20 protein-coding genes and 6 pseudogenes are annotated in these 21,636 nt (G+C 67.2%); 9 read left to right on the forward strand and 17 right to left on the reverse strand.

Annotated features, from left to right (window positions below; translation table 11 throughout):
• Positions 1-35: 35 nt before the first annotated feature.
• Positions 36-1,061 carry a patatin-like phospholipase family protein gene (locus tag PV721_RS26600; protein WP_319728372.1) on the reverse strand — a complete coding sequence of 342 codons (1,026 nt, stop codon included), beginning with the start codon at positions 1,059-1,061 and terminating at the stop codon, positions 36-38.
• A gap of 1,225 nt (positions 1,062-2,286) precedes the next feature.
• Here PV721_RS26600 and PV721_RS26605 point away from each other — a divergent pair.
• The 4 genes and pseudogenes from PV721_RS26605 (at position 2,287) to PV721_RS26620 (ending at position 3,761) form a co-directional block, all read left to right on the forward strand.
• Positions 2,287-2,466 (forward strand): hypothetical protein, encoded by a 180-nt coding sequence (locus PV721_RS26605; RefSeq protein WP_319728374.1) that lies wholly within the window; start codon positions 2,287-2,289, stop codon positions 2,464-2,466.
• Positions 2,467-2,473: 7 nt separating this feature from the next.
• A complete protein-coding gene (locus PV721_RS26610) occupies positions 2,474-2,638 on the forward strand; it encodes a hypothetical protein (RefSeq protein ID WP_319728375.1) in 165 nt (54 codons plus the stop codon).
• 751 nt (positions 2,639-3,389) lie between these two features.
• Positions 3,390-3,539 (forward strand): annotated as a pseudogene (locus PV721_RS26615) (DUF3117 domain-containing protein); the annotation flags it as partial.
• Positions 3,540-3,584: 45 nt separating this feature from the next.
• Positions 3,585-3,761 (forward strand): DUF3117 domain-containing protein, encoded by a 177-nt coding sequence (locus PV721_RS26620; RefSeq protein WP_078893303.1) that lies wholly within the window; start codon positions 3,585-3,587, stop codon positions 3,759-3,761.
• A 94-nt stretch (positions 3,762-3,855) separates the two neighbouring features.
• On the opposite strand, the gene PV721_RS26625 is transcribed toward PV721_RS26620, so the two are convergent.
• Both PV721_RS26625 and PV721_RS26630 read right to left on the reverse strand, forming a co-directional pair.
• Positions 3,856-5,066, reverse strand: a protein-coding gene (locus tag PV721_RS26625) for an IS3 family transposase (protein WP_416371189.1) whose coding sequence is annotated in 2 segments (ribosomal slippage) — positions 3,856-4,772 and positions 4,772-5,066 — 1,212 coding nt in all. Because the reading frame shifts where the segments join, the coding sequence is not laid out codon by codon here.
• 422 nt (positions 5,067-5,488) lie between these two features.
• Positions 5,489-6,318 (reverse strand): annotated as a pseudogene (locus PV721_RS26630) (IS5 family transposase).
• Between the two features lie 77 nt (positions 6,319-6,395).
• Between PV721_RS26630 and PV721_RS26635 the strand changes: the two are divergent.
• A pseudogene (locus PV721_RS26635) lies at positions 6,396-7,076 on the forward strand (tetratricopeptide repeat protein); the annotation flags it as partial.
• Between the two features lie 686 nt (positions 7,077-7,762).
• On the opposite strand, the gene PV721_RS26645 reads toward PV721_RS26635, so the two are convergent.
• The 13 genes from PV721_RS26645 to PV721_RS26705 form a co-directional block, all read right to left on the reverse strand.
• Entirely contained in the window at positions 7,763-8,095 is a 333-nt protein-coding gene (locus PV721_RS26645) for a hypothetical protein (protein ID WP_319728378.1), read from the reverse strand.
• Positions 8,096-8,210: 115 nt separating this feature from the next.
• The gene (locus tag PV721_RS26650; protein WP_319728380.1) at positions 8,211-8,822 is read right to left on the reverse strand and encodes a hypothetical protein; all 612 of its coding nucleotides are present in this window, start codon (positions 8,820-8,822) and stop codon (positions 8,211-8,213) included.
• Positions 8,819-9,472 carry a hypothetical protein gene (locus PV721_RS26655; RefSeq protein WP_319728381.1) on the reverse strand — a complete coding sequence of 218 codons (654 nt, stop codon included), beginning with the start codon at positions 9,470-9,472 and terminating at the stop codon, positions 8,819-8,821. The genes PV721_RS26650 and PV721_RS26655 overlap by 4 nt, the downstream gene beginning before the upstream one ends.
• Before the next feature lie 33 nt (positions 9,473-9,505).
• Positions 9,506-10,507, reverse strand: coding sequence for a hypothetical protein (locus tag PV721_RS26660; protein WP_319728382.1), 1,002 nt, complete (start codon positions 10,505-10,507; stop codon positions 9,506-9,508).
• A complete protein-coding gene (locus tag PV721_RS26665; protein WP_319728383.1) occupies positions 10,504-11,541 on the reverse strand; it encodes a M20/M25/M40 family metallo-hydrolase in 1,038 nt (345 codons plus the stop codon). Before PV721_RS26665 ends, PV721_RS26660 begins: the two co-directional genes overlap by 4 nt.
• On the reverse strand, positions 11,538-12,317 hold the full coding sequence (locus PV721_RS26670) for a GNAT family N-acetyltransferase (protein ID WP_319728384.1): 780 nt from the start codon (positions 12,315-12,317) through the stop codon (positions 11,538-11,540). Before PV721_RS26670 ends, PV721_RS26665 begins: the two co-directional genes overlap by 4 nt.
• Positions 12,305-12,934 carry an HAD-IA family hydrolase gene (locus PV721_RS26675; protein WP_319728387.1) on the reverse strand — a complete coding sequence of 210 codons (630 nt, stop codon included), beginning with the start codon at positions 12,932-12,934 and terminating at the stop codon, positions 12,305-12,307. Before PV721_RS26675 ends, PV721_RS26670 begins: the two co-directional genes overlap by 13 nt.
• Positions 12,931-14,397: a coproporphyrinogen-III oxidase family protein gene (locus tag PV721_RS26680; RefSeq protein ID WP_319728388.1), complete on the reverse strand. Its 1,467-nt coding sequence runs from the start codon at positions 14,395-14,397 to the stop codon at positions 12,931-12,933. The genes PV721_RS26675 and PV721_RS26680 overlap by 4 nt, the downstream gene beginning before the upstream one ends.
• A gap of 10 nt (positions 14,398-14,407) precedes the next feature.
• Positions 14,408-16,009 (reverse strand): radical SAM protein, encoded by a 1,602-nt coding sequence (locus PV721_RS26685; RefSeq protein WP_319728389.1) that lies wholly within the window; start codon positions 16,007-16,009, stop codon positions 14,408-14,410.
• 314 nt (positions 16,010-16,323) lie between these two features.
• Positions 16,324-16,626, reverse strand: a complete 303-nt coding sequence (locus PV721_RS26690) for a hypothetical protein (RefSeq protein ID WP_319728391.1) — start codon at positions 16,624-16,626, stop codon at positions 16,324-16,326.
• Positions 16,627-16,745: 119 nt separating this feature from the next.
• Positions 16,746-17,876, reverse strand: coding sequence for a nucleotidyltransferase family protein (locus tag PV721_RS26695; RefSeq protein WP_319728392.1), 1,131 nt, complete (start codon positions 17,874-17,876; stop codon positions 16,746-16,748).
• Between the two features lie 4 nt (positions 17,877-17,880).
• The gene (locus PV721_RS26700) at positions 17,881-18,129 is read right to left on the reverse strand and encodes a hypothetical protein (protein ID WP_319728394.1); all 249 of its coding nucleotides are present in this window, start codon (positions 18,127-18,129) and stop codon (positions 17,881-17,883) included.
• Between the two features lie 169 nt (positions 18,130-18,298).
• On the reverse strand, positions 18,299-18,958 hold the full coding sequence (locus PV721_RS26705) for a hypothetical protein (RefSeq protein WP_319728397.1): 660 nt from the start codon (positions 18,956-18,958) through the stop codon (positions 18,299-18,301).
• Between the two features lie 234 nt (positions 18,959-19,192).
• On the opposite strand from PV721_RS26705, the pseudogene PV721_RS26710 reads away from it, so the two are divergent.
• Positions 19,193-19,594: pseudogene (locus tag PV721_RS26710) on the forward strand (transposase family protein); the annotation flags it as partial.
• 188 nt (positions 19,595-19,782) lie between these two features.
• The gene (locus PV721_RS26715; protein WP_319728398.1) at positions 19,783-20,058 is read left to right on the forward strand and encodes a hypothetical protein; all 276 of its coding nucleotides are present in this window, start codon (positions 19,783-19,785) and stop codon (positions 20,056-20,058) included.
• A 278-nt stretch (positions 20,059-20,336) separates the two neighbouring features.
• On the opposite strand, the gene PV721_RS26720 is transcribed toward PV721_RS26715, so the two are convergent.
• Entirely contained in the window at positions 20,337-20,759 is a 423-nt protein-coding gene (locus PV721_RS26720) for a hypothetical protein (RefSeq protein WP_319728399.1), read from the reverse strand.
• 139 nt (positions 20,760-20,898) lie between these two features.
• Here PV721_RS26720 and PV721_RS26725 point away from each other — a divergent pair.
• Positions 20,899-21,369: pseudogene (locus tag PV721_RS26725) on the forward strand (transposase); the annotation flags it as partial.
• 63 nt (positions 21,370-21,432) lie between these two features.
• Positions 21,433-21,636 (forward strand): annotated as a pseudogene (locus tag PV721_RS26730) (transposase); the annotation flags it as partial.

Here is a 21,636-nt window from a genome sequence, read left to right on the forward strand (position 1 = left end):
TTTTCGTTACGGCCTACGACCAGTATTTACAATTATTAAGGTCGGGGCGTCGTCAAAGTGTGTAAAAGAACACGCTCGGCCGGGCCGCCACGGCGTTTGGTGATTTCGTCCAGAACGGGGGTGAAGGGAGCGTTGTTGAGAACACCGCCGTCCATCACGCAACTCGCGGTCACATCCAGATCCTTGTCCGGGTGGACCCGGTAGGCGAGGAGCGGATGTTCGCTGACCGGCTGGAACGCCACCGGATAGCTGGCCGTGGCGCGCGCCGCCGTTACCAGGGCCTCGCTATGGGCTTCGGCGAACTCCCTGATTTCCCGGTTTTCGAGCTCCCACCTGTCCCTCTTGTCCACATAGCGGAAGGCCTCGGGTTCATTGCGGAACATGTACATGCGGCGGTGGTCCCGCACGCTGAAGGCGCTGCCGGCGTCGTCCTCGTAGTCCCGATGACGGCCGTCCAGGGCGGTGGCGGTGACGAAGAGGGTGACGCGCTCCTGACTTTCCGGCCCTCGCAGCATGCCATCGAGAACCTCCTTCACCTGGCGCTTGAACCAGTCCCCGTCCAGCAGCGCCTTCCGGCGCGGACGGCGCTTGCGGCTCAACTCGTCCAGCGAGGCGACCTTACGCCACACGTCGCGAAGCTTTAGCGACTGCGATCCCCGGGCGATGCCGGTGGCCAGGAGCAGACCGTTGAGACCGCCGGCGGACGTGCCGGAGACAATGTCGATCTTCACCTCGACCCCGGCCTCCTTCGCCACCTCCTGCCACAGCCTGAAGACCTCGCGCTCCTCCTTCGGGACGGTGTCGGAGTGATCTCCGCGGGATGCCCGCCGAAGCAGGTCGAGTTCGTGGGTGACGCCGCCCATCCACACGGCGAGACTGACACCGCCATTCATCACCAGCGCGATCCGGTACTCGATCTTCGGTACGCCCTGTGACTCGCCCCGGGCGCAGGGCAAGGCCGAGGCATCTGTGCTGGTCGTGCTGGAGCAGACGTGCCGAAACGCCCGGTCGCGGGCACGGCGAACGCTCGCGGAGAGTCCCGTACGCTTCTGGTCGGGCATGCGATGTCCTCCAACGGCGCCAAACCGTCCGGCTAAGCGAACCCCTTTCGGGGAGGATGCCGCCCCCAGCCTTGCTTCGTCCCGGGGCAGACGCCACCGGGGGGTGCCGTCTGGACGGCAGGTCGCACCCTTCCGGGGGACCGCTGTGGAAGCGAGGGACAGAGGCTCGGCGGCCCGGGGCCCACACCGTGCCGGCCAGGGCTGTCCAGTCGGGACCCTGCCCAGGGCCGCCTGAGCCAGCCAGGTGCTCCAGGGTGGCCGATCACCGGCCGCGGGAGCACGTGGTCTCCCCGTCGCGGGTGATGGTGATCCGGGCTCCGTTCACGGGCAGCGCGTAGTGCGCGCGCCGCCTGTCCGCTTCGGATGCCGCCCGGCCTCCGCCCTCGTCGCATCCCTGAACCCCCCGGCGACTCGACCATCGAGGACGGTGACTGCGTCGTCGGGGCGTAGCGCCCCCGTTCAGTGCCTGGACTCAGGTCCGCCGCCCCGCCGGGGAACGGCGGGGCGGCTCTGTCTGGGCCGTGTGCGAGCGCCGCCCCCTGCTCCGTGGCGGCCGGCGGGAAGATTCGCGACCGCTGCGCCGCGGACCTGGCTCCGTACGAACATCAGCTCCGCTTCACCGCCCATCCAAGAACGGAGCAATGACATGGGCCTCAGCCTGCGAGCCGGGCGCCCGGCCGGTCCTCATCCCGAGGACCCACTTCACAGTGGATATTCTGCGCGGTCAGGCCTCGGCGGCGTCGCGACTCAGCCCCCACGACCTCCCGCACTACCTCACCGCCGGTGGACTCGTCCTCGACCGCTACAGCCGCTTCCCTGCGCTACAGCTAGCTGAACGGCTGCCTCCATGACCCACTCCGTACGTCATCGCCCGGAGGGTCGATACGAGTGCACGGCCTGTCGTGCGGCCTGGCCCACCGAGGCCGACGTCTGTCTTTCTGCCTTCCCCTGCCCCGGAGTGCCGCTGGCCCACGGGCTGACCCGCGAGCACCTCGTCTTCCCGAAGTCCGGCGACCGAAGCTGCGCCAGCTGGCAATGCGACGAACCCGATCCCAGCCACCGTCACGGCCCCGACCCCTACTGCGACGTGCAGAACTGCCAGTACTGCTGCCACGACTGTAGCTGCGGCGCCTGCGACGGCACTCTGCATGCCCCCCATCTCGCACTGCTCGAAGACGTCCCCGAGTACGAACTCGCCCAGACCCCCAGACGGAGGAACACCCGTATGACGACGAAGCTTCAGGCCATAGCCGGCGACCTGTCGGATGGCGACCATGTCACCGCTACGGGCTCCGACACCTGCGGACATGAGGTCACCCGCACCGGCTACCTGCTTGCCGAACCGGCGCAGGGCCTCTCGGCCCGTGCCGGTGTTCACACCGACGCACGCGATGGCGCCCGGTGAGCTGGTGATGATGGACAGCACGCTGCTGGACGTCATGGTCGTGTGCGAGGACGGGCAGGCGCGCCGGCCGGAGCTGACGATGGCGGTGGACGTGGCCACCCGCAGCATCACCGCGGCCGTGCCCGAACCTGCATCAGACCCCTACGCAGATTCACTGATCGGCGACAAGTGAGCTTGGGCCTTGACGGCGCAGACCAGGCGGAGCCAGTGCGGGCCGGCGGCCGATGAGAGGGTCCCCCGTCATGGTGAAGAGTCCGGCACCGAGGGCGGCACGCTGTGGAACGGCCCCTCGTCCTCCCGGCACCGGAGTACTACGGGGTCTGGCCGCAATGCATGTGTGTTCAGCCGACCGTGCCCCGCAACGAACTGCATGAGCACGGCCCGCCAATCAGGCGATCGACGCAGCTGAGAACCGCAGGCAGCTGTTGTTCAGCGAGGGCTCGGGGTGGTGGCGAGGAGGTAGACACCTCACGAAGCCAAGCCGTCAAGCTGCTCTGTGGCGAGCTGCTGGGCCTGTCCGCCCGGCCGGCTCACATGGCCGTCCGGTCGACACCCGGTTCGGAGAAGGGGAGGATGGATGGAGCGGCGCCTTTCCAATCAGTCCGGCGCCACAGCGGCGCCACAGCCCTATATCCGGTGTCGCACTGTGGCTGGAGGGACCACTCCCGGAGCGCTGGCGCGGCGACTTGCCCCGTGTTTCCGCGGCCCTCCACTCATCGCGAGGGAGGACACCCATCATGGCCCGGCGCATCCGACGCAATGCCGTCATCTCGCTCGTCGCCTCATCGTTCCTTCTGGGGGCCACGGTCGTCCTAACGCCTGCCGCCACCGCGACACCCGCTCTGGGGGCGTCCACAGTCAAGACCGAGAGCAACGGGACGCGGGCACTGTCCCTCAGCGACGGTGAATTCCCTTACGGCAGGATCAGGCCGCGGACGGGCGACGGCCCGCTCGAGGCCACCAAAGAGGGGCAGAGCATCGTCACGCGCATACCGCTCGAAGGCGGCGGTCGGCTCGTAGTCGAACTGACCCCGGACGAGGCCGATGCCCTCGCTGACGCACTCAAGACCGTCGCCAACGAAGGTGAATCCACTCAGCCGCTGAACGTCAGGGCCGTCATGCTGCCGCGGACGGGCGACGGCCCGCTCGAGGTCAACGAGGAGGGGCAAGGCATCGTCACCCGGATACCGCTCGAAGGCGGCGGTCGGCTCGTAATGGAACTGACCCCCGACGGGGCCGGTGCCCTCGCCGACGCACTCAAGAACGTTTCGTCGGCTGATGTCGTTGGTCAGTGAGACTGAGAAGTAGGTGTCCTACCGCGGAGTTCTTCTGGCGGTCGAACGTGGGGTTAGCACGGGCAGGGGCCTTGACCCCGGATTTTGAACACGTCTATGCGGCTTGGGCCAGGGTAGTTGCTGCTGCTTGGAGGTCGTTCTCGAAGGCGATCGGAGACCGTTGACCGAGGCGGGAGTGTCGGCGTCGGGTGTTGTATCGGGTCAGCCAGCGGAAGGCGTCGAGCCTGGCCTCGCGCTCGCTCGACCAGCCCTTGCGGCCCCTGAGCGTCTCCCTCTTGAAGGCGGCGTTGAAGCTCTCAGCTGCGGCGTTGTCCGCGCTGGACCCGACCGCGCCCATACTCTGGCGGACCCCTGCTGACCTGCAGATTTCAGCGAAGGCCCTACTCGTGTATTGCGAGCCGTGATCGGTGTGCATCACCGCTCCGGCCAGGCTCCCGCGGGTCCGCTCGGCTGCCGCCAGGGCGTCGATGACGAGCTCAGTGCGCATGTGATTGGCGATGGCCCACCCGGCCAGCCGTCGTGAGGCGAGGTCGATAACGGTAGCGAGGTAGAGCGGCTTCCCGCCGTTGACCGGCAGGTATGTGATGTCGCCGACGTACTTCGCGTTCACCCCGGCAGCTGTGAAGTCACGGCCGATCAGATCCGGCGACTTCGGTGCCGCCTGGTCCGCGACGGTCGTGCGGTGCCGGCGGCGCAGACGGACTCCCTCGAGCCCGATGGTCCGCATGATCCTCGCGACCCGCTTGTGGTTGACCACCGAGCCGCCCTCGTCACGGAGCTCGGCGGTGATCCTGGGGGCTCCGTAAGTGCCGTCGGATTCCTGGTGGACCTTGCGTATCCGGGCCGCGATCCCGGCCTCGACGGCCTGCCGGGCCGCCCTTGCGGCCGCGGTGCGGCGCCAGTAGGAGAAACTCGAGCGGGAGAGGCCGAGAATGTCGCAGAGCCGCATCACGCCGTGACGGCGCTGGTGATCCTCAACGAACTGGCAGCGGTTCACCAGCGCGTCTCCGTCGCGAAATACCGGGCCGCCTTGCGGAGAATGTCGCGTTCCTCCTCCAGCTCACGGATCCTCTTCCGTGCCGCGGCCAGCTCCGCCTGAACGGCGTCACCGCCCGCCTGAGCAGCGGCCGGCGGCGCCAAGTGGGCACCGTGGCGGCGGCCGTCGGCGGCCCGGATCCAGTTCCGCAGCGTCTCGGTGTTCACCCCGAGATCAGCGGCGACCGACTTGATCGTCGCTCCCGGCCTCGACCGGTACAACGTGACCGCATCCGCCTTGAACTCAGCGGGGTAATGCTTCATCCCCACAGGGACTCCGTTCTCCTGGACCATCAAGATCCAAGTTTCTCCGGTGTCCAAAACCCGGGGTCAAGGCCCATCAACGACCTCGCCCCCCTCCAGGAACACAACCTCACTGACTCGCTGCACCATTACGCCCTCCGAGCCGAAGCCCACCACCGCTGGCACGCCTTTCACGACAGCAGCGCCGCCATCGAGAGCCTCCTTAAACGTTCCACGTGGTCCGCTGCGGACGAGCAGGAAAGATGGCAGCCCTGGCCTGCCCTCCTGGCTGCGGATCTCGGTGTCGGCCCAGAGAACCCGGACACCATCACCGCCCGGGACAACCTCGCCGATTGGACCTGGGACGCGGGGGATCCGGTCGCGGCCCGCCACCAGTACGAAGAGCTGCTGCCGGTATGCGAGAAGGTGCTAGGAGTTGTCTTCAAATGTCACGCCCACATCAGGAGCGATGCGAGGGTGACGGCTGCCTGGTAGGACTCGCTGGTCTTGTCGTAGCGGGTGGCGATGCCGCGCCATTGCTTCAAGCGGTTGAAGCAGCGTTCGACCACGTTGCGTCGTTTGTAGAGCTGTTTGTCGAAGGTCGGCGGACGTTCGCCGCGGCTGCCACGTCGGAGCCGGTTGCGGATCTGGTCGGCCCTTTCGGGGATGGTGTGAGTGATGCCCCGCCGTCTGAGCCAGGTCCGGATGGCCCGGGAGCTGTAGCCCTTGTCGCCCAGCACGTGGGCGGGCCGGACCCGCGGCCGTCCCGGGCCGATCCGGGGGACCCGTATCGCTTCCATCACGGTGGTGAACTGGGTGCAGTCGTTGGTGTTCCCGCTCGTGACGGTGAAGGCGAGCGGGCGGCCGGCGCCGTCGCAGGCCAGGTGAATCTTGCTGGTCAGGCCACCTCGGGAACGTCCGAGTGCCGGGCTGCGGAGCCCCCTTTTCGGGCCCCGGCGGCGTGCTGGTGGGCGCGGACGACGGTGGAGTCGACCGACACGAGCCAGTCGACGTCCCTCGCCTCGTCTGCCCTGGCCTGTGCGGCCCGGAGCATCCGTTCGAAAGTGCCGTCCAGGGCCCACCGGCGGAAGCGGGTGTGCAGTGTCGCCCAGGGGCCGTACCGCTCGGGCACATCCCGCCAGGCCACCCCGGTCCGGAACTTCCACACGATCCCGTTGAGCACGGTGCGGTCATCCAACCGCTTCCGCCCCCGCAAGGACTCAGGCAGCAGCGGCCGGACGAATTCCCACTCCGCATCCGACAGTTCATGACGTCGTATCACCCGACCATGATCCACCACGCAAGATCATTTGAAGACACTGCCTAGGGCCGGAGCACCCCGACACCCTCAGCACCCGGGCCAACCTCGCCTACTGCACCGGGGAGACGGCGGACCCCGCAGCCGCCCGGGACCAGCTCGCCGAGCTGCTGCCGGTGTGCGAGAAGGCGCTAGGGCCGAAGCACCCCGACACCCTCATTGTCCGGGACAGTCTGGCTTGGTGGACCGGCGAGGCAGGGGACCCGGTAGCCGCCCGCAACCAGCTCACCGAGCTGCTGGCGACGCGGAAGAAGGAGCTTGGACCGGAGCACCCCGACACCCTCACCCACCGGACCAACCTCGCTCGATGGACCGGGGAGGCAGGGGATCCGGTGACTGCCCGCGACCAGCTCGCGGAGCTGCTGCCGGTGTGCGAGAGGGTGCAAGGACCGGAGCACCCCACCACCCTCACCACCCGGGTCAACCTTGCCTGCTGCACGGGAGAGGCAGGGGATCCGGTCGCGGCCCGCGACCAGTCCGAAGAACTGCTGCCAGTGTGCGAGAAGGTGCTCGGACCGGAGCACCCCGACACCCTCACCACCCGAGCCCACCGCGCTTGGTGGACTGCAGAGGCGGGGGATCCGGTGGCCGCCCGCAACCAGCTCACCGACCTGCTGGCGACGCTGGAGAAGGTGCTCGGTCCGGAGCACCCTGACACCCTCACTGCCCGAACCAACCTCGACCACTGGACCGAGGAGAAACGGGCCCCTTCGCCGTAGGGGGGACGTACCCACCGGCAGAACTTTTCAGCACCACAAGGGACGCCGCAAGTCGACCACCGCCGAGGCCTGCCGTCAGTCAAAGCTTCAACAACTCTGACAACAACAGCCAGTGGATACAGAACGTACGTCGTGGACACGAGGATTTTGTCCGCGGCCAGGACGAGCTCGCGGGGCGTTTCGGCGAGCTCGCCGAGGATGCCGGCCGCGACGTCGGACCGGCGCCGGCCGCCGGTTCCGCGGCCGGGGGCGTGCGGGGTGTAGAGCGCCGCGAGGGTGCTGTTGGCCGCTCAGGTCGCGGTGAAGGTCCGGCGGACCTTGACCCGGGCCTCCTGCTCGCGGCGGACGAGGCCGGCGTGCGCGGCCTGAGCGGCCAACAGCCCGTCGGCGTCGGCCTGCAGCTGCGGGTCGAGGGTGATGCGGGCGTGGGCGGCAGCGGCGGCCTGGCCGCCCGGGCGCGGGCGCGGCTGGCGGCGGTGTACGCGGCGTCGGCCTGGTGGGCGCGCCAGATCCCCTCCAGCAGCCGGCGACGGGTGAGCATGTCCATGGGTCTCCTCGCGGTTCGGGGTGGTGAGTTCGGCGCCGGGCGGCTGCCACTGCCGCCCGGCCGGGGGTGGGTCAGAAGGTGCAGAACCGGCGTGCGACCGCCGGGATGTTGCTGCGGCGACGCCGGCTGAGCTCCCAGGTCACCTGGCGGGCGGACCGGGAAGCGTCGGCGGCCGCGTCGAGCGGCGTGAGGGAGCCGTCAACGAGGGTTTCGAGGTAGGTGCCGTCGGCTGCGTGCAGGTGCGCGGACCAGGGTTCGCGATGGTCGGGCGCGGGCGGTCGGCCCGCTCGCCGGCGTACATCAGGACGTGCAAGACGCCGTAGGCGGCGTCCTCGTCGTCCGGGGCACCCGGGTCGGCGGCCATGATCAGGAAGGTCATGCCGCCCTCGGTGCCGGGGAAGGCGTGGCGGCCGCGGGCGGCCAGTTCGGCGCGCAGCAGGTCGCCTTCGGTGGGTGCGCTCTGGTGGGTCATTTCGCTCCTTCGATTCGGGAGGCTGGCCCCTGACTGCCTGGGACGGCCTGGGGTGCTGGCCGTGGAGGTGGAGGGCCGGTGCCCCGGTCCGTGGTGGACCGGGGCACCGGGGCGGTCAACGGCCAGCCTGGTGGTCCTCGTCGGCGGGCAGGGGTTCCCAGGCCAGGGAGCGCGCGGTCCGGCGGGACCGACCGTCAACGGCGACGGTCACACCGTCCCGGTACGCGCGGGCGCCGGTCATCCGTACGTCCGCCGCCTCGACGGTGCCGGTCTGGCCGCTGGCCACGTGCCGGACCCGCTCGCGGGTGGCCAGGGCGGCCGCGAAGGCAGCGTGGGAGTCGGGAGCCTCGACCCGCAGGAAGGAGCGGCCCTCGGGCAGGCCGGTGTAGGTGATGGACCAGGTGTCGGTGATCGCGCCCCGGGCCTGCTCGGCGCCGGCGCCCTGCTTGGCCGCGGCCTCCAGGGTCGGCACGTGCCAGACGAACAGGGACGGGTGGTCACCGGGCTCGACGAACCAGCCTTCGGTGCGCTCGAACAGCTCCTTCGCGACGCCCAGCTGCACCAGGGGCGGCCGCCCGTCGGCGCTGGTGGTCAGCTTGCCGTCCTCGACCCAGCCGACGGCCAGGCGGCCGCTGGAGCCGTCCGGCCGGACCCAGTAGCCGGCCACCTCGCCGAGGTCGCCGGGGCCGGTGACGTCGGCGAGCGGCTGCCCGGACAGGGCGGTCACCGCGGCGGCGGCCGCCGGGTGTTCGGCGTCCTGGGGCAGTACGCCCGTACCGGCCGCCGGAGCGGCATCGGCCGGGCCGGCGGCGGCAGAACGTGGACGGCGTTCCAGGAGCCCGGGCCCTCGGACGCAGTGACGATCACCCGTGGCTCTTCCCGGGCGCGGCCGGTGGACAGCCGATCAGCAGCCGACAGCTCATGCGCAAGCTCACCGCCCTGGGCATCAAGGCGCGTCCCGCTCGCAACACTACGCTGATGGATCTCTCCGCCGAGCTCCCTGCCGTCGTCCTCAGCCGTCTCCTCGTACTGCACATCAGCCGGGCCGAGAAGCACCGAGTTCAACCGCCAAACCACCGTGGTCGAACTGGGCATGCCAGCCTTCGGCCGGATCGCCGCACGCACCACCACGACCGCTTGTGAGGGAACTCCGTGATGGCGCTCTTCATTCGTCGATGTGAGCCCTGTCGAACCGGACGTCGCTGTCGAATCCGTCACGAATGCGACTTGGCCCAACCGAGGGCATTCTGTTACGGGGGCTGTGACAGCGGCGAGCAGTTCGCCATGCAGTTCCTCAGTGAAGTGGATACCGCTGTGGTCGATGTCAGCTTTCAGCAGGTCGGGCAGCGGTTCGGTACGGGGAGAGGAGTCGCACATCGCACGGAGGTGCTCGACGGTGAGAGTCGTGGGTCACCGCGTGGTCGGAACTGCGGTGACGACAATGGTCTCCAGGGCACGGCTGAGCTGCTTCCGGAAGTCGGCGGGCAGCGGCCCCGGGTGCCAAGAACGGATCCAGAAGGGGTGGCAGTCGTCCTCGTCCCAGTAGATGTTCCTGTCGAGTTCTGCCCGGTTACGAATGAGAACGCGACCCACAGGGTACCAGCCCTCGCAATCGGCGCCGAAGCGCTCGGCCACCTCGACGGGCCGCAGTCGGATCTTGTCGTGGTCGTCCAGATCGTGGTGCGGAAGCTTCAAGCCGAGCGAACGGATCGTGCCGCAGCCCACGTTGACGGGCAGGGGGAAGCTGCGCACTTCCACGCGGCCGTTCCGCAGGCGCAGAAAAGCACGGTCGTTGCTGAGGAAGGCCGCTCCGCCACGCATCGCGGTGAACAGCGCGGTGGTCTTGCCGGCACCCGAGTCTCCGATGATGAGCGTGGCCCGGCCGTTCTCCACCCATGCCGCGCAGTGGGCCTGCACGGCGGGGACGGTACGGATGTGGCACAGCAGCCGGTCCTCGACGATGTCCGCGAGCAACAAGGGCGGCAGCGGTCCTGTGCAGGAGATCGTCACGGTGGCGCCGCGGACCCGCACTCGGGCGGGACCCTCGGCGTAGACGTCGAACCCCGGTCGCTCATGGATGACGCTGATGTCGCGGTGCTGTTCCTCGGCGCGGAACCGGCTTCCGTCGAGGAAGAATTTGCGTGCCGAGGGGGAACCCCCGCGATGCCGTGGTCTGCGGTGCCCCACCAGTGGGAGGCTGACCGCGCCCTCCCGGATGAGCACCAGATCGGCCTCCGCGTCCAGTGAGCCACTGCCGGTGCCAGAACCGGGCAACGGCCGGAGGCTGCCTGCGAAGGTCTCACCCAACTCGGCGATCTCCGCTGACGCAAAGCCGCGCAGTTCGACGTCCAGTCCCCAGATGCGCAGCCGTGCCGCCGCTGCCGCTTCGGCGTGTACGCGTGTTTCGGTCATGTGCTCTCGCTTTCTTCACAACGTGCCGGCCGGTGCCCGGGTCGTACTGTGGCGGGCCTGGCCTCCTCTTCCAGAGAGGCCAGCACACGCCGCAGGGTGCGCAGATGCCGGTCTACCTGACCGGGCCGGATGAACTCCTCGGGCTGGTGGTTGCGGTTGTCTGGGTCCGCCCCGGGTACTACGAGGACCCTGCGGACATCCAGTGGTCCGCGCACACCGAGGCGGCTCGCCGAGGCCGCCGGCCCCCCCGTTCCCTCAGTCTCCGGTTGCAGGCCGGTCACCGGGTGCATCCACTGCCGCAGATGGTGCGGATGACGGTCGAGGAGCGCGCGGACGATGGCCTCATCCCCGGCGCCGTACCGTAGGTCGAACTTGACGGTGGCCTGTTGCAGGCTGAGGGACCGCTCGGTGGCGGGCGCCGCCAGGCCCGTGATCGTGCAGATCGGTCCCGGCCGGGCGAGATCTGCGAGCAGAGCGGCGAGACGTCCGGCCACGTCACCCGCGCGGCGGGCAGGATGCCGGGGCTGCTGCCCGGTGTCGAGCAGGAACTCCCCGTCTACTTGGCCCATGTGGCCCGCGTAGATGTCGCAGCCGTCTTTGGCCCCGTCGCAGATGACCAAGGTTTGGGGCCGGTGCTCGGCGAGAAAGTCCGCCGCTGCGCCGTCACCGTCGTACTCCTCGCAGGTGTCGATCAGGACGAAGTGCCGGGCCGGGTCGGCAGCGGTGAGCGCGTTGAGCAGCTGGAACTTCGCGTCCGAGACGCCGAGGCCCAGCCAGCGGTCTGGCTCCACGCGTAGGGTGAAGGGGTCGCTGGCCCATTCCTCCAGGGGTGTGGGCGGCTTGGTGTCCACATGGGAGTACAACCAGGTACGGGCTCCGGGGTCGCCGTAGCCGAAGAGGCCGGGGCGGACCGGACGGCAGCCGTGCCGGGCGAGTTCGGCACCGCAGGCCGCCAGCCGTCCGGTGTCTATGGGGCTGACCGTGTCCAGCGCCACGAGCGCGGCGAGGTCGTCGAGGAACGCGGTGCCGGTCATGCGGCCTCCAGGGGGCCGAGCGGCACCAGAACACCGGGCGGAGTACGCAGCACGACCGGCCGCTCGGCGGCCCCCGCCAGGAAGGCGGCGTTGCGGAGCTGGAAGCAGTACAGCCAGGTGCCGGTGGCTAGATCGAGGTCCACGCCCGCGTACACGACCCGGCCATCCCCGTCCAAAGCGGCGGCGCCGGACTCCCCGGTCATGATCTCCGCAAATCCCTGGACGTGCCGCAGCAGAGCGGGAGGGGGCACCTCCCCGATCCAGCGGATCCGGTCCCGGACGGTGTCCTCGTGGAGCCGGTCCGGGCCCACCTCGCCGACCTCGGGGGTCTCGTCGGTGAACACCACAGAGGTGCCCCAGGTGCCGGGGCGCGTCACACCACACCGGTAGCCGAGGCGCAGTACCGTGGGCCGCATGCCCATATCCCACTTCAGCCGCTGGCTGCTGTCGTCCTCGCAGGTGCAGCTGGTGTAGAGAAAAAGACCGAGGCCTCGCAACCGGGTACACCGAGCCGTCTCCAGGGCGCGCCCCAGTCCGGTGCCACGCCATTTCGGATGCACCACCAGATTGGCGAGTACCGCCCGCCGCCCTACGGCCCGTGCGCTGGCGAAACCGACGACGCGGTCGCCGTCGAGGATTAGGAATCGGTGGCGGTCGCTGCTGTGCAGGTCTGTCAGATAGTGGTACTTGTGGTACGCAGAGCGGAAGAGGGACGTGGTGGCGGCGGCTCTGGCCTCGCCGAGCGGCTCGCCGGGAGCCAGCTCTAAGATGTCCATCCGGTCAGCACCTCCTCCAACTCGGCCATGTCTCGTACCGCCCGGGTGCCCTCGGGAGTCTCGGCGGCTCCGTACCGTAAGGCGGCCAGGCCGACGGCGCGGGCCGCGGCGACGTTCGCCGCCCGGTCGTCGATGAACAGCACGCGCCCTGGGTCCGCGGTGTCGACGGCCCTGCACAGCGCCTCGTACGCCTTCGGATCGGGCTTGCGCACACCGATGTCGCCGCTGATCACCCAGGTGGTGATGGTCTCGTCGAGGCGGAACCTGCGACGCAGCAGCACCGACCAGACGCTGACGTCGTTGCTGAGGCACGCGAGCCGGATCCCCTGATAGGCGAGCCTTTTGAGCAGCGGAGCGGCGCCCTTGGTGAGTTCGTGGGCACGGCAATACTCCTCGTCGGACGCGCCGTGCGTGCCTAGCCCTTCCCACAGTTCCGCAGTGCCGATGCGGCCCAGGCTGCACTCGGTATAGAGCTCTCTGATTTGTTGCTCGCCGAGGGTGCTGCCCTTGACGCGCGCGTAGGGGACGAGCAGTTCGGCCACGTCGTCGGGGCTGCGATAGAGGACGCCCATGGCGTCGAAAGCGATGGTCTCGAAGAGGATACGGGACTTCGTCATGCGTACCTGTCCTGTTCGAAGAACATGCCGTACTTCATTCCGAGGGCGTCGAGTTCGGCGCGGACAGTGGGTGAGTAGAAGAGGATGCTGAGTTCGTCGCCGAAGAAGTAGCCGAGCTCCGTGGGCCGTACAGCATCGTCGGTGACCTCGAACAGCCCGGCTTCCTCCGCGGTGCGGATCTCGTCGGTGAATACCTCGAGTGGGTCGGCGCCGAACTTGCGGGCGAAGGCACTCCTGGGAATACCCGAGCTGGTGTGAACGCCCAGCGCGAACGTCTTGCGCATCAGCTCCTGGGGGGTCAGCGTCTGGCCTATCCAGGTCGGGTGCCGGTTCTCCCGGAGGGCCGCGGCCCATTCTCCCAGCGACTTGGTGTTCCAGTAGAAGGTGGAGTTCAGGAAGCCGTAGGCCCCGCAGCCGACGCTGAGCAACTGGGTCGCGTCCACCCCGCGCTTGCGCTCCGTTTGCTGCTGGATCACCTCGCGGCGGCGGGCGTACTTGTGGCTCTGTACACGCAGGTATCCGCCGTCCCCCATGACCAGACCATGGGCCAGTTGCATCCGCAGCCCGTCCTCGTAGCTGGGGTAGAGGTCCTGCTCCAGCTTGGAGATCCGCTTCATGGGATGGCGGCGCAGCCGGTAGACGCTGACGGATTCCAAGCCCCAGCGGCAGATTTCCCGCATGGTAGCGACCCAGGAGGCCGTCGACTGGCCGGGGAGGGCGTAAATGAGGTCGACGTTGATGTTGTTGAAGCCAGCTTCCCGGATGTTCTCCAGGCTGCGCAGCGTCATGTCGGAGCCGTGACGGCGTGCCATGATCTTCAGCACCCGGTCGTCCAGGCTCTCCACCCCGAGGTTGATGCGCGTCACCCCGTTGTCCCTCAGCACGCGCAGCTTGTTGAGGTCCGCGTGGACCGTCTCGGGAGCGCACTCGAATGTGACCTCTAGCTCTCCGGTGTGGGGCAGACCGCGCAGGTACGCCATGATGCGGCGAATCTGCCGGGGTTCGAGAGTGGAGGGGGTGCCGCCGCCGAAGTGGACGGTGCCGATGCTGGCCGCGGGGTTGTAACGGCTGAGCTTCATGTCCATCTCGCCGATGAGCAGGTCGATGTACTCGTCCTTGAGGACGGGCGCATTGTTGTTGTCGACGACCTTCGCAAAGTAGCAGTACGAGCAGATGCCGCTGCAGTAGGGGATGTGCAGGTAGACGTTGAGGCGGTCGGTCACCGGCTCGATCGCGGACGGCTGGAACATGGCGTCCGGTGGGATGGAGCGGAGCGTCCGGACCGGCGGATAGCTGTAGATGAAGCAGTAGTCCCCGTGCTTGTCGAAGCCCTTCTCGGCCAGCCGCTGCCAGTCCACCGCGCCGTACAGGTTCTCGATTCGCGCGGCTGTGTCCGCGTCAAGGGCCATGCGGTCGTTGTCGTCCTTGATCCGCCGACGCAGCTCGGAAGCGGGAATCACCATGTCAGCCTCGTCAGTCGGTGCAGATGGAGAGCGAGTAGTTGCGTTGCCGTTTGAGCGCGGTCTTCCGCCAGTCGGCGGACGTCCGGTAGCCGCCGATCGCTGCCTTGTACGCATCCGTTGGAGCCGGGACCCAGAAGATCGGGTACTCCCTCTTCAGGTAGTCGGTGCTCTGGTCGACGCGGTCGTGCCGGGAGATCACGTCGACGAGGAAGAAGGGGTCTGTTCCGGCAAAGCCGATGCCCAGCTCCACGCAGGTCTGAGAGAGACGCTCGACCCGCTCCACGACGGCTTCCTCGTCGGGCTCGGATCCGTCCCGGTGCCGGTACTTCCACCAGCCGGACGCGAACTCCGTCAGCTCGATCCCGAACTGCGCGGGAGTACGGGCTATTGGTGTTTCGGGCGGAAGATAGAACGGATTGATGCGCACGGAATGAATGACGTTCGCGTTCTGCTCCAGGAAGCGCCGGGTCTCGTCGATGTCGGAGTCCTGCTCGCCGGGGAAGCCGACGAGGAGGTTGATGTGGTTCCACATGTCCTCAGCAGCGGCGTGAGCCAGGGTGCGGGACATCGTCGTCACGTCGTAGTCCTTGCGCATGAGGTCGAGTAGCCGCTGTGAGCCGCTCTCCACTCCGTACCGCGCGAGTCTGCCCCCGAGCGAACGGATGGCTCCGAAGTCCGCGCGCTCCAGGCGGTCGGCTCGGATGTAAGTGAACCAAGACGAGGCGTCGGCTCCGCGCTTCTGCAGCGTGTTAAGCAGGCGCAGCAGATAGGTCCGTGAGGGGTTGAGCTCGTTTGTCATGAAGTTGAGCTGTTCTACGCCCAGTCCGAGGAGCCGGTCGAAGGAGTCGGCGACGGTGACCGGTGGGGTCAGAACGGCCCGGCTGCCCGTTGCGACCCGGCAGAACGCGCAACGGAAGTTGCACTGTTTGTCCCAGACGTACAGATGGGCTCGGCGCACCGTACGGCTGTTCCGGTAGGTGGCGCTGCCGAAGGCTTCGTACGATTCCCAGTGGACCCAGTCGTAAACGGGCTGCGGAGGGAGACTCTTGGTCTGCACGCGGGGCCCAGACACCACCCGGGCATCAGGGCCGCCTGTCGTCGTATTGGGCAGGCACTCGGCATCCCGGCCGGCGGCGAAGGCGGCGATGGCCTCCCATCCGTCGCCGACGGTGACGCTCACCGGCCCGTACGGAGATAGCAGATGGATGGCCTCTGAAGCCGATCTCTCGGTCCAGAACTGGCCGCCGAAAATCACAGGCCTGCCCTGTTCTAGCGCGGTGCGCGCGAGCAGCAGGGCAGAGGCCACTTGGTCGAATCCCATGACGGAGATGCCCACGGGGGCACGGCCCGATGATCCGGCGACCGCCCAGAGGTGATCCGCATACTCCCGTAGCTCCGGGTTCAGGTCGCCGGTAACCGCCTCCAAGGGATGCAGTGAGCGGCGGTGTACCAGGGCCTCCTCGCCGTTGGTCCGTCTGGCGGCGAGCTCGATCTCCAGATCGCACACGTCCGCCGTGACGCCGTGCGCGCGGAGCTCCGCGGCCAGGATGGCCACCCCGACGGGCGGGTAGGGAATGACCCTCTTCCCGGATGGCGCGAAGAGCAGTTTCACACCGAACTCCCCTTGGACGGGACGGAAAGGTGGTCGACGCCGCCTCGGGCGAGGGGCGCAGCCACCGGGCGTGTCAGGACGAGGGGGCAAATCACGCACGTCAAGTGCCAGGGCGCGCACTTTCAGTTACATGCTTGCACTCCAAGGGGGGGAGCGGAAGATACGTCGACGGTAGCGTGGTGGCGTGGGGAGGCGCGCGGAGGGACCATGGTTGAGCCAGCGTGCGGCACGCGCGGTGAACCAGACGGCCATCGTGGCGGGAACGACGGGCGTGTTCGAGGGTGTCGTCGAGGGAAGCGGAAGCCACCTGAGCTTCAAGCCGCGGTACCCCGTCCCTCCGGTGCCGTCGCCAGGACATCGGCCCACCAGCCGCGGTGCGCGGCGGCGACTTCCAGCTCCGCGTGGTGGTCGCCAATGTGCACCGCTTGGGCCAACTCCCGTTTGAGGCCCGCCGGCCGCGCCGACCAGGCCTCTTGGCGTGCATGGGTAGACCGCAAATCGGTGCAGGTGAGGTAGGCGCGAGGCTGAGTTCGGTGGACGGCCTTCCAGGACAGGGCGAAGCCGACATCGCCCAGGGTTGCGTCGAGTGGTCCGTGGCCGGCCAGCTTCGTGGTCATAGGCGGCCGGGTTCGCGGCCCGCCAGGGGTGGGCTCAGCCACCCAGGGGTCTTGCGAACTCGCGCGCTTCGGCCCGGGGGGATCCGACCGCGGTAGCCGGACCCCACGATTACAGATCTTCAGCGCCCAGGGAGTGATTCTCGGCCTCGCGGCCACCCTCCCAAGTCGCTGGCGTACCCGCTGGAAATGTTCAATCGTCTGGCGATCGACTCCGGCTCCAAGAGTTCGAACGCGTAAGACGGGAACCGCTCATGGAAGTCGAACAACTTCGCGAGCTGCCAGCCCCAATCGCGCACCCGATTGTCCGCTGATTCATGGACGGATTGGAGCGTAGAAGCGGGAATACAGCCGGGAGCGAGCTGGTCGCAGAAACGCAAGAAATACGACAACGTCGGGCCTAGCGCGAGATCGTGGGCGACCTGCTCGACGACGCCCCAGTCGACGTTGCCGGCAGCCACCTCCGGAATCGTATAAGCGAACGGCCGCAACGAACGCCCGTCATGAATCGCCACTTCGTTGTAGTACCTGCTGAGATTGAGCCAGACGTGATCAGCCGGGGAGAGCGTCTCCCCCACCCCGAGCGAGCTTGGCACTGCGCGGTCAAAGAGCATCGAAGGATCGGCATCCAACGCAACGTTGTGGTGAACATCGATCTCGATAACAACGAGAGCTCGCCCCGAAACGAACCGGAGGGGGTCAGCGTTGTAGGTTTTCGCCACCTGTACGACGCCGGGGTCAGTCAGCTCGACAGTCTTCACGAAGGGGGCAAGCTCGTAATGACGAAGCTCGATATCCGCTACGTCTCGCAGGTCGCGGTCCTTCATGACGCCGTGAGCTGTATCGAAGAATGAGTGGCGAAACCCAAGGGAGTACAAGATCGACTTGACCGTTTCGATCTTTTCGCGCGGCACGAGCACGTCAGCATCCCCGACCAAGCCGATTGAGTGGCCGGGGAAATGCCGTGAGAGCAGCTCCCCTCCTTTGAAGGTGAGTGTACGGACTCCGGCGCTCACCAAGGCCTGTAGTGCTTGATGCAGAGCCTCGAGCTGGCACTGCCAGACCGCATCGTATGCTGCCTGCCGAGCATCGATGTCCTCCGACGCCAGTATTGCGATGGAGTCGATGTTCCTCGACCTTAGGAACGACCGAACACTGTCATTGGCCAGAGACTCGGTCGGATCGGGCCCCGGAGCCTGTGTGCGATCGACGCACCACCGCAGCAGCCGGAAGGCAACCTCCGCGTTCGACATTCGCCTATTGCTTGGCAGGAGTATCCCCCTTCAGCGAAATTTCAGCGGAGACGTCACCGGCCCGGTCGCCCAGCTCCGACAAGAGGTCAACAACCACCGACTTTGAGCCCCTGACCGACAGAGCTACCGAATCCGCCACCTCCGCAAAATTGTCCTGCAGTTTCGCCACAAGTGCAGGGACGGCGGCAGGGCCTTTGAGTGAGATTCTCACGGAGACCGGTGCATCCGATCCAACTTTCGATTTCTCGCCCATCGCAGGTTACTCCCTCAGACTCGAACTCATGTTGTACCGATCTCGTCACGCGGACCAGCGACAAGGTACTGCGGCCACCAGCGTCGGCATCGTGCGACACGCCGACCAACTCAGGACATTCACCGGTAGTGAAATGCCCCGGTGTCTGCCCAACCCGCGGTGACGACTTCTACGGTGTTGACGTCCCAGCAACACTAATTCGCGAGCGCGCCAGGTTGAACGGCATGATATCTGCTTGGATTTTCACCGAGACCGAACCTATTCCGATCGTCGGCTCGAGAATCATGCGTCGAAGCTGCAGTCCAGGTAGGTCCGCGTCTGGGGCGAACGTGAATTGTCGGACAATTGTCACTAGTCGACGACCAGTAGAACATAGTATGGGGATAGAAAGAGACTCGATCATTTTCCCAGCGCCCTGAGGGATCATTACCGCATCGAACGGCTCGACGGAAGAGACACCTTCCATCTCAACAAAGCCGTCCGCGCGAGAAGACCAATTGAATGATCCCCTTCCACCTCCCTTGACCTCTCCGAAACTTCTGGCGGCCACCCCTTCCCCAGCAACATCTTGCCGGAATTGAAATGATCCGTTTGCCAGGGTCAACAAGTTGAAAGATTCATCTAACTCTCGACCGAAAATGGCGGTGGGAATGATGAGGATGGAGAGGAGGGCGCCAAAAGTGTCAGCACCTGGAGGAGTGGGGTGAAATGCTACTCCAAACTCGATCAATCCACGTGAGGGATCGGCCGAGCCGGACCCTTCCGCCGTGAATTCAATTCCGTTGATGCTTCCGCGCGAGTCGATCTCGATACCGCAAGGAGGGCTCATGCATCGCTCTTTTCCTCATCGCGATTAGGTACAGTGACACATCAACCGGCGACTAGTCGCCCTGCTTTCGATTCTGCTGCTGCCGCCACCCACCACGCATCCGGAGAAGCCCGATCAGGTGAATGCCCACTGCCGCTACGCGGAGGACTGGGTCGCCACGAAGCCGAAGTCCGTCCGTGGCTACCACCCAGCACCAGGCGATGACCACCTTGGCCGTCGGATGTCCCTGAGTCGCTCCCGCCGCACCAGCGTGCCCTGGTCGCTCTGGTGTACCTGCGCAAGCACGAGCCCCTCGCGCAGATCGCCGCCGGGTTCGGCATCTCGGTCGGCACCGCGCACGCCTACACCAGCGCGGTCGTCGAGCTGCTGGCCGCCCGTGCCCCAGGTCTGTTGCGTGCCCTGCGCGAGGCGGGCCCCGAGTTCGTCCTGCTGGACGGAACCCTGGCCGACTGCGACCGCCTCGGTGACGGCCGGGCCGACTACTCGGCCAAGCACCGCCGTCACGGGGTGAACGTGCAGGTGGTCACCGATCCCCAGGGCGAGGTGCTGTGGCTGTCTCCGGCCCTGCCCGGGCACTGCCACGACCTGACCGCGGCCCGCGCCCACCGGATCGGTCGGATCAGTAACCGCTACGGCGAGCTACTGCGGCAATGGGGCTATCCCAAGCTCAGCCAGCCACTGATCGACACGAACCTGGTCCCCTACGTCCGCGGTGACAACTACCGCGAGGCGTCCTCGGGTGCGAGGACGCTTCTGACCCTGGCCTGGCAGCTCGCTGTCTTCGAGGTCGCCGTGGAACAAACGCCGCACACCCTGGCTTCCTCATGATCGACAGCCCGCAGAAGAACCTCGGCCACGGCGGAGGAGGAACCGTGGAGCAGGTGATCGCCGACGCCGTCGCGACTGACGACTTCTACCACCATCTGTCCAGCTGGCTCGCCGACCACGGAACAGGTGCGCAGCTCATCGTCGCCGACAACAGCCCGCCCCTCCTGGCCGCCGGCGAAGTTGTGGTGCGCTTCACCCGCGACGACAGCCGACCCCCGTACGGGCTCATCGATGACGAGACTGCGGCGGAGGCTGAACAGGTCAATCCGTAGGATCTGTCGCCCCCCGTGGCGAGAAACGCCACCGTGGCCTTGGAGCACGGCCGCGGAAGCGTCCAGATCAACGACCTCGGCGCCAAGCCGTCACATGATCGACCCGACAGGTCATAGCGCGGGGGACGGGCAGCGATGCGGCGTCGGCAATCTCGCCCCGAAAACTGCGCGCTCGTCGGGTGGGTCGGGCCGCCGCACTACAGACAGCAGAAGGCTGAGACGGACCCGGGCCCTGGACATACCAACTCGGCAGAACAAGTTCTGGAGAAGGGCGACGCTCAGACCTGAGCCGGCGCCTGATCGTCCCTCGACCGCAGCATGAGGCGTCCCTCGTCGACGAGTGCATTCACGGCTACGAAGAAGTCACTCCGAGCCCTATTTCTCACGTCGTCGATGTGGGCATCAGAACTGCCCTGATTGACCAGAAAGAGTCTCGCATCCGCTTCAGTAAGGCCGGGCAGGGCATCGCAAAGCGCAGCCACTCGACGCTGGGGTCCCCATGCGGCCGAGGCCAATATCCTGGCTACCTGGTCGGCCGTGGCCACATCAGCCGCGGTAACACTCTCTACTCGGATCCTGGCGAGTCGAAGCGGGGCGTAGCGCTGCGCTTTGCCCTCGACGTCGTGCGTCGCGAGCACCAGCTGCGACGCAGCCTCCACTGCGTTGTCGGTGAGGGTGAGGCGGACCTCCGCCCACTTCAAGGACACCTCTTCGGCTTCACGGGCTTATCTGCTCTGACAAAGCCTTTAGCCTCGCCGTTTCACTTGGTGTGGGGCCGGTTTCCGTGTGGTAACGCGAAAGTGCCTTCTGAGCTGGGACGATGAACCTTGTCGAGGGGTTCTGTCGGTCCAGACGGAAGGCACTTTCTGCGTGCAGGGTATCGGTTCGCGTCCCAAGCTCCATGTCTCCGCTGACGGTGCGGGGGTGGTGGGTCACGCCGGGGCACGGCTGCTGGCGGATCTTGCCGATGTCACCGGGCTGACCACCGCGTACTCCGCTACGCTCAGGCCGCTTCGGCCGCGCGGGACCGGACATGATCCGGGCCGGATCGCCACCGACCTGGCGGTGATGCTCGCCGACGGAGGCGAGACGATCACGGAACTGGCCGTTCTGCGGGACCAGAGCGAAGTGTCCGGCCCGGTCGCCTCCACGCCGACGGCCTGGCGACTGCTGGCCGCCATCGACGAACGGGCACTGGAACGGCTGCGATCAGCTCGCACCCAAGCCCGGGAGGTGGCCTGGCTACAGGCAGCTGAGCGGGGCGAAGGCATACCCGCAGCCCAGGCTGGGGGACGTGCACTGCCCGGGCTAGGCGGTGTCTGATGGCTCTTGCCCGGATGGTGGATCTACTCCCGTTGCGGGCAAGAGTCGGCCATGGTGCGTCGGCATGAACTGACGAATGCTCAGGGATCGCATAGCCCCGCTGCTCCCGGAGACCGGCGCCCCAGGCGGTCGGTGGGCCGATCACCGGACCGTGGTCAACGGGGTGCTCTACCGGACCCGGACCGGGATTCCATGGCGTGACCTGCCCGAACGCTACGGATCCTGGCAGACCGTCTACGAACGCCACCGCCGCTG

Source organism: Streptomyces sp. MB09-01 (genome assembly GCF_033794505.1).
Taxonomy (GTDB): domain Bacteria; phylum Actinomycetota; class Actinomycetes; order Streptomycetales; family Streptomycetaceae; genus Streptomyces.